The following is a 5,006-nucleotide window of genomic DNA, read 5'->3' as shown; positions in this document are numbered from 1 at the left end:
TGGACTTCCCGGCAATATCACGCGGCTGGGGGGTAACGACCGACGGTAAGGACGGGAGCGGCAATAAAGTGACCGACCCGACGAACGGCATCCCGCCGATGGAGTGGTTTAACGCCCTGCAGAAACGCACCGATGAGGCTATCCAGTGGCTGCTGCAAAACGCACTACCCGACTGGGCGGCGGGCACGTGGCCGGCGGGCGCAGTGGTGGTTAACGGCGGCGTCGTCTGGCGGGCACAGAAGGAAACCGCCACCGAACCGGCAGCCGATGCCGGCGACTGGCTGGCGCTGTTTCCGGTGGCAAATCTGGACAAGCGTTATCTGAATGCGGATAAAAACCTGTCCGATCTGACCGACACTGCTAAAGCCCGGAAAGCCCTTTCGCTCGATAAGGTCGGTAACTGGAATGCAGTTCAGGCCAATGGCGGGCTGCACTCATCCGGTAATCACCACATTTATATTGACTGGGGTGGTGATTCTAAATTTCACGGTACAGTGGACTCGACAGATGTAGGCGAGTTTTTTACCACTCAGAATCCACCCACTGCAGCCCAGGCTGGTGCCGTTCCAATGAGCGGTGGCGCACTTAATGAAGAAGCCAGTCTATCAGTCATCTCTTCAGTAAAAGACGGTGCTTCAGGCCAGTCGCTTTACGGGCCGCTTTTTCGCTCCTGCATGAAGGGCCGGGGCGGAGACGGTGACTTTAAAGATGGTGGCTCTGTTGCCTTCAGGATAGTCGAGGTCGTCAGTAATTATGCCTTTGCTGAAATCCTTTTTGACGGTTACAGCAGCATACAGTCATTCCAGTTCCGTAATGACGGCACAATCAGATCGCCCGGCTCGGTTTATGCCGGTGGAGCGTATATTGCGACTGATGGCAACATTTACGGCTCGGTGTGGGGCGGGTTCCTGAATAACTGGATTGCGGGTCAGATTTCGGCAGGTATTAATAACAATAATAGCGGATGGGTGCTGCCGAATTTTCAGCTAAAAAATACAGGCAGTCCTGGCGGTGGATGGTGGAAGGACTCAGCAACAGGATTGATAATTCAGGCAGGAACGGTTGCTGTGCCTGTTTCGGGCAGTACAGGCAGTGCCTCGTTTTCATTTCCACTGACATTTCCAAACGGTGTTGTGTCTATTACTGGCAACGCTGCAGACCAGGCGTCATCGGCTGGATATGTTGCCTGCGCTGCATTCCAAAACCTATCTACCGCTGGCGCGCACGTTCTGGTGGACACCAACGCCTCACGAAATATGGATCGAACGCAGTATGTTCGTTACATTGCCTACGGAGTTTAATTAAATGGACGAGCTATATTATTATAGTGCCCTGACTGGCGGTTTTTATCGTGAATGCGATCGGGATATTTATGAGGCATCTGCAAACGGGTGGCCCACAGATGCGGTTATGGTTTCGGTTGATGAATATAAAACACTTTTTGACGGGCAGGCTAGTGGTAAAATTATCGCAGCAGATGACAGTGGCAGACCTGTTTTAACAGAACCCGCGATTAACTGGCAGGCGAGGGGTGAGCAACAGCGCCAGAACTTGCTAACCACTGCCAGTGAGGTAACAGCCGATTGGCGAACAGAATTACAACTGGGCATGATCAGCGACGAGGACAAAGCAAGCCTGATTGAGTGGATGGCCTACACTAAAGCGCTGAAATCACTAGACCTCAGCAACATTAGTGACGAAGGATCATTGGGCCTGATCGCGTGGCCGAGCAAGCCCGTAACTTAAAGTTGCCGCCATTTCTAACGGCCTAACTTATCTTATAAAAGTGCTTGCTTGTTACATTTGGCAATGAGTTTATTTCTTATGAGGTTGCAAAGATTAGTTTCAAAGAGTTTATAGAATATAAGCGAAAATAAAACCGTAAGGGTCAGTGCTAACAAAAATGCTATCAGGCCTGAATGTAAACCGTGATAGTGGCGGGCTATAATTTTTCTGGCTATTGATAAGCCGTGTGGATGCATCAAATAAACAGAAAACGATAAAGTGCCAATCGAGATTAAAAGTTTAGGAGCTTTGATTCCATACTGATATTCATAACTGGTAAGTGTAAGTATTAAGAAAAAAGAGGCTGAAAAGAAATCATAATTACCGTTTCCTGGATTGCTGCCGAAGCTTAAAGCAATATATGTAAAATATAGGGCGGCTAGTGATACAGCTGCCCTGCCAACTATTCTTGAGTAATATAGTCTGAAGTTGATTGCAATGTATCCGACAATCAGACCTGCTAAAAACTCTAACATCATCCCGTTAGTTATTAATGCTAGGTATCCGTGATAGCCATAGTTAATTTTCGGCAATAAAAAGCCATAACCATGGGTGATGAAAGGAAATAAGACAGAGCAAGAAATAATTAATGTGATAATAAAGTACTTATACTTTCGAAAAATCAAGGAGAAAGAACAGATGCTATAAAAAACGAATTCATAGTTAAGCGACCAGCCAACAAATAGTCGCGGGTAACCGAAAAAGGGGGCGGGTTGCGTAATGTCAGCAGGAAGGAAAGTGAAGGCATGCAGAGCTAAATACCATTTATCCCATGAGTTACCTGCTATAAAAATTGTCGCAATGACATATGGTGGAACAATACGGCAAAGTCTCTTTGTGAAAAAAACAGTTGAGGATTTAAGTCCGCCACTTTCGTTTACCGTAACATAATAAACAATAAATCCACTTATCATAAAAAACAGGTCAACCCCGATTGCACCCTGAGCAAAAATCCAGCTAGCCAGAGGAAAATATGATGCTAAATCTGTTCTAAAATGAAACATAACCACCAGCATGGCGGCAAGGCCACGAAGAGCCTGGATAGATTCGAGTTTGTTGGTGTTTTCAGGCATGGCTCAATCCTTTGCGGAGTTTCCTGTATTGAAAAAGCCTTGGCTCATTCATTACAGATAGTCCTTTATGTGGTTCGAAGGGAGAAATAAAAGAAGGCTACCAACGAAGCGCTTTAAATCGTTGGCAGCCACTGAGGCATGGTCAGCACGAGGATAAACAGGAATTGCCTCAAAGCAACACAACATCACGAGACAGCATACAAACTTGAAAAAAAACGCCCGGAATAATGGGCGTCACCGAATACCGATGCAATTAGCATTGAACTTATACAGATGTGTCGTGAGGTCGCTCTCACGAAAGGGATTATGGTTTATGGAAGTGCAACCATGGATAAACGAATAAGTTTTATGATTTTTATTTTTTGATAAATATCAATTTATGCTCAGTATTTGAAACGGGAGTTAAAAATTCCTGTTTGGCTGGAAAAAATTGCAATGCTGTTTTAATTGTGTTGATAAGCGCTCAGGCTAAATAGGATAATGTTAACACTGACTCTGTGCGTTATGACCTATTGCATATTCATATGGTTTTTCTTCGCATGGTATGCAGACTGCATGTTTTCGTAGGTTTAACTCATGAAAAAAAGCTCGTTCAAAATGTTGGCGGCAGGGTGGTTTTGCCTTTATATAGTGTTGCTTTATGCAATCTATCATCAGATTGCTCTTATGCTGTGGTAATGTCTAACCTCAAGGCAGTACACGATTTTTAAGGTATAAACGCCGGTGCTCAATCTTAGTGCCATCAGGCAGGATGCAGTATCCGGTTCTACCAAAAAGTCGTTTTTCATAAGACAGGGTTCCGCCCTGTAGATGGCAGTAACGGTCTGCAGAGCTTTCATATTTCATAGGGGCGGAACTACAGGCAGTAAGCATGACCAGACAGGTCATCACGTTAAACCATTTCATATCTTCGCTCGATTTATTTATGAAGTAAAATATAGGATTTTGGTCAGTTATTGTTCAGAGATTTTCTGACCAGTCTTGTGCCATCACGGGTGATTCTGAGCCCTGTAGCTGAAACAGCATCCCTTCCCATGATTTTAACTATCGCAGTCTTTTCTATGCTGCCTTCTGAGATTAATTGCCTGACGTTAGAGACCAGACCTTTGTTATGAGGATTGCCGAATTCTTTGCGGACTTCATCTTCACTCATCGTCCGCGGATAAATACGGAAAAGATATTCGAGAATACCCCACTGGGATTTGTCAGAAAAACTGGTTTTCATTGCCACTCCATGTGAAATCACTTTTTTGCGGATTTTAGATCATTTGAAAGCAACAGTTAGTCAATGACGCACATTGAGAAGGCGAGTGTTGAGCATTGGTTGTGTAGGAATGTGGTTAATAGATTGGCTCTGATGGAGCGGCCAGCGGGAATCGAACCCGCATCATCAGCTTGGGAATCTGAAGTAATGCCATTATACGATGGCCGCGAAATGGTGCCGATTACCGGAATTGAACCGGTGACCTGCTGATTACGAATCAGCTGCTCTGCCATCTGAGCTAAATCGGCATGGTGGCCCCTGCTGGATTTGAACCAGCGACCGGGCGATTATGAGTCGCGCGCTCTGACCACTGAGCTAAGGGGCCGGATGCTGCGGTGCCGGGTGCCTCCCGGTAGATCGGCAAAGCCAGACCGACCCGCTTAGTATTCTGCACTTTCAGCTTAAGCCCCGCCGCATAGGGGGATTCACCGCAGCGATAAAAATATAAACTCAAATGATTAAATGAATTTTAAATCAAGGCTTAAGCGGAGAGGCGAAGGCGAAAAAAGTTGACTGATGACAAGTCAAGCTATGGGAGCTGTTAACCGGAAGCCATGAACGAAAATTGAGCATCATCATAATATATTCCGGTTAACCAGCACTCAAAGAATTTTATACAATTACTTTACTTAGTAGTTGTTGTAATTTATTAACTTCGAGTTTTGTGAACGGCTTCTTGTTGGCTATCTCATTAATTACTAAACGATAACCGGAGAATTCTAAATCAGACACTGGAGGGACATCAATATTTATATGACCGGCAGAATTGACAGGAACAACTAATGTTACGTCTTCATCATCCACCGGACCGAATGTTATGAATTGTACTGAGTTTGGATTAACGAAGCAGTGACCTGAACACTTTGCGTTTCTGAGTGTAAGTA

The 5,006-nt window shown here is 45.2% G+C and carries 6 protein-coding genes and 3 tRNA genes; 2 read left to right on the top strand and 7 right to left on the bottom strand.

The window, feature by feature from the left end:
* Both F3I20_RS23680 and F3I20_RS23675 read left to right on the top strand, forming a co-directional pair.
* The coding region (locus tag F3I20_RS23680; protein ID WP_444505519.1) for a gp53-like domain-containing protein at positions 1–1,301 on the top strand (1,301 nt) is incomplete at its 5' end.
* A gap of 4 nt (positions 1,302–1,305) precedes the next feature.
* The gene (locus F3I20_RS23675; RefSeq protein WP_150016062.1) at positions 1,306–1,746 is read left to right on the top strand and encodes a tail fiber assembly protein; all 441 of its coding nucleotides are present in this window, start codon (positions 1,306–1,308) and stop codon (positions 1,744–1,746) included.
* A gap of 32 nt (positions 1,747–1,778) precedes the next feature.
* On the opposite strand, the gene F3I20_RS23670 is transcribed toward F3I20_RS23675, so the two are convergent.
* From F3I20_RS23670 to F3I20_RS24305, 7 genes are all read right to left on the bottom strand, one after another.
* Entirely contained in the window at positions 1,779–2,858 is a 1,080-nt protein-coding gene (locus F3I20_RS23670) for an acyltransferase family protein (protein ID WP_150016063.1), read from the bottom strand.
* Between the two features lie 687 nt (positions 2,859–3,545).
* Positions 3,546–3,704, bottom strand: a complete 159-nt coding sequence (locus tag F3I20_RS24515) for a DUF333 domain-containing protein (protein WP_223811677.1) — start codon at positions 3,702–3,704, stop codon at positions 3,546–3,548.
* 103 nt (positions 3,705–3,807) lie between these two features.
* Positions 3,808–4,083, bottom strand: a complete 276-nt coding sequence (locus F3I20_RS23660; RefSeq protein ID WP_150019453.1) for a hypothetical protein — start codon at positions 4,081–4,083, stop codon at positions 3,808–3,810.
* Positions 4,084–4,216: 133 nt separating this feature from the next.
* A tRNA-Gly gene (locus F3I20_RS23655) sits at positions 4,217–4,290 on the bottom strand.
* Between the two features lie 4 nt (positions 4,291–4,294).
* Positions 4,295–4,370 (bottom strand) — tRNA-Thr (locus F3I20_RS23650).
* Position 4,371: 1 nt separating this feature from the next.
* Positions 4,372–4,447: transfer RNA gene (locus F3I20_RS23645), tRNA-Ile, on the bottom strand.
* Between the two features lie 287 nt (positions 4,448–4,734).
* On the bottom strand, positions 4,735–5,006 hold a 272-nt coding region (locus tag F3I20_RS24305; RefSeq protein WP_223822602.1), incomplete at its 5' end, for a hypothetical protein.

The sequence above is a fragment of the Candidatus Pantoea gossypiicola genome, from assembly GCF_008632075.1.
In the GTDB taxonomy this organism is placed as follows: domain Bacteria; phylum Pseudomonadota; class Gammaproteobacteria; order Enterobacterales; family Enterobacteriaceae; genus Pantoea; species Pantoea gossypiicola.
Note: the sequence above shows the minus strand (reverse complement) of the source record. Positions and strands in the feature narration are given on the sequence as shown.

Excerpts from the sequence above, each read along its gene's own strand:
- F3I20_RS24515 (WP_223811677.1), bottom strand. The coding sequence starts at position 3,704 with ATGAAATATGAAAGCTCTGCAGACCGTTACTGCCATCTACAGGGCGGA.
- F3I20_RS23670 (WP_150016063.1), bottom strand. The coding sequence starts at position 2,858 with ATGCCTGAAAACACCAACAAACTCGAATCTATCCAGGCTCTTCGTGGC.
- F3I20_RS23660 (WP_150019453.1), bottom strand. The coding sequence starts at position 4,083 with ATGAAAACCAGTTTTTCTGACAAATCCCAGTGGGGTATTCTCGAATAT.
- F3I20_RS23675 (WP_150016062.1), top strand. The coding sequence starts at position 1,306 with ATGGACGAGCTATATTATTATAGTGCCCTGACTGGCGGTTTTTATCGT.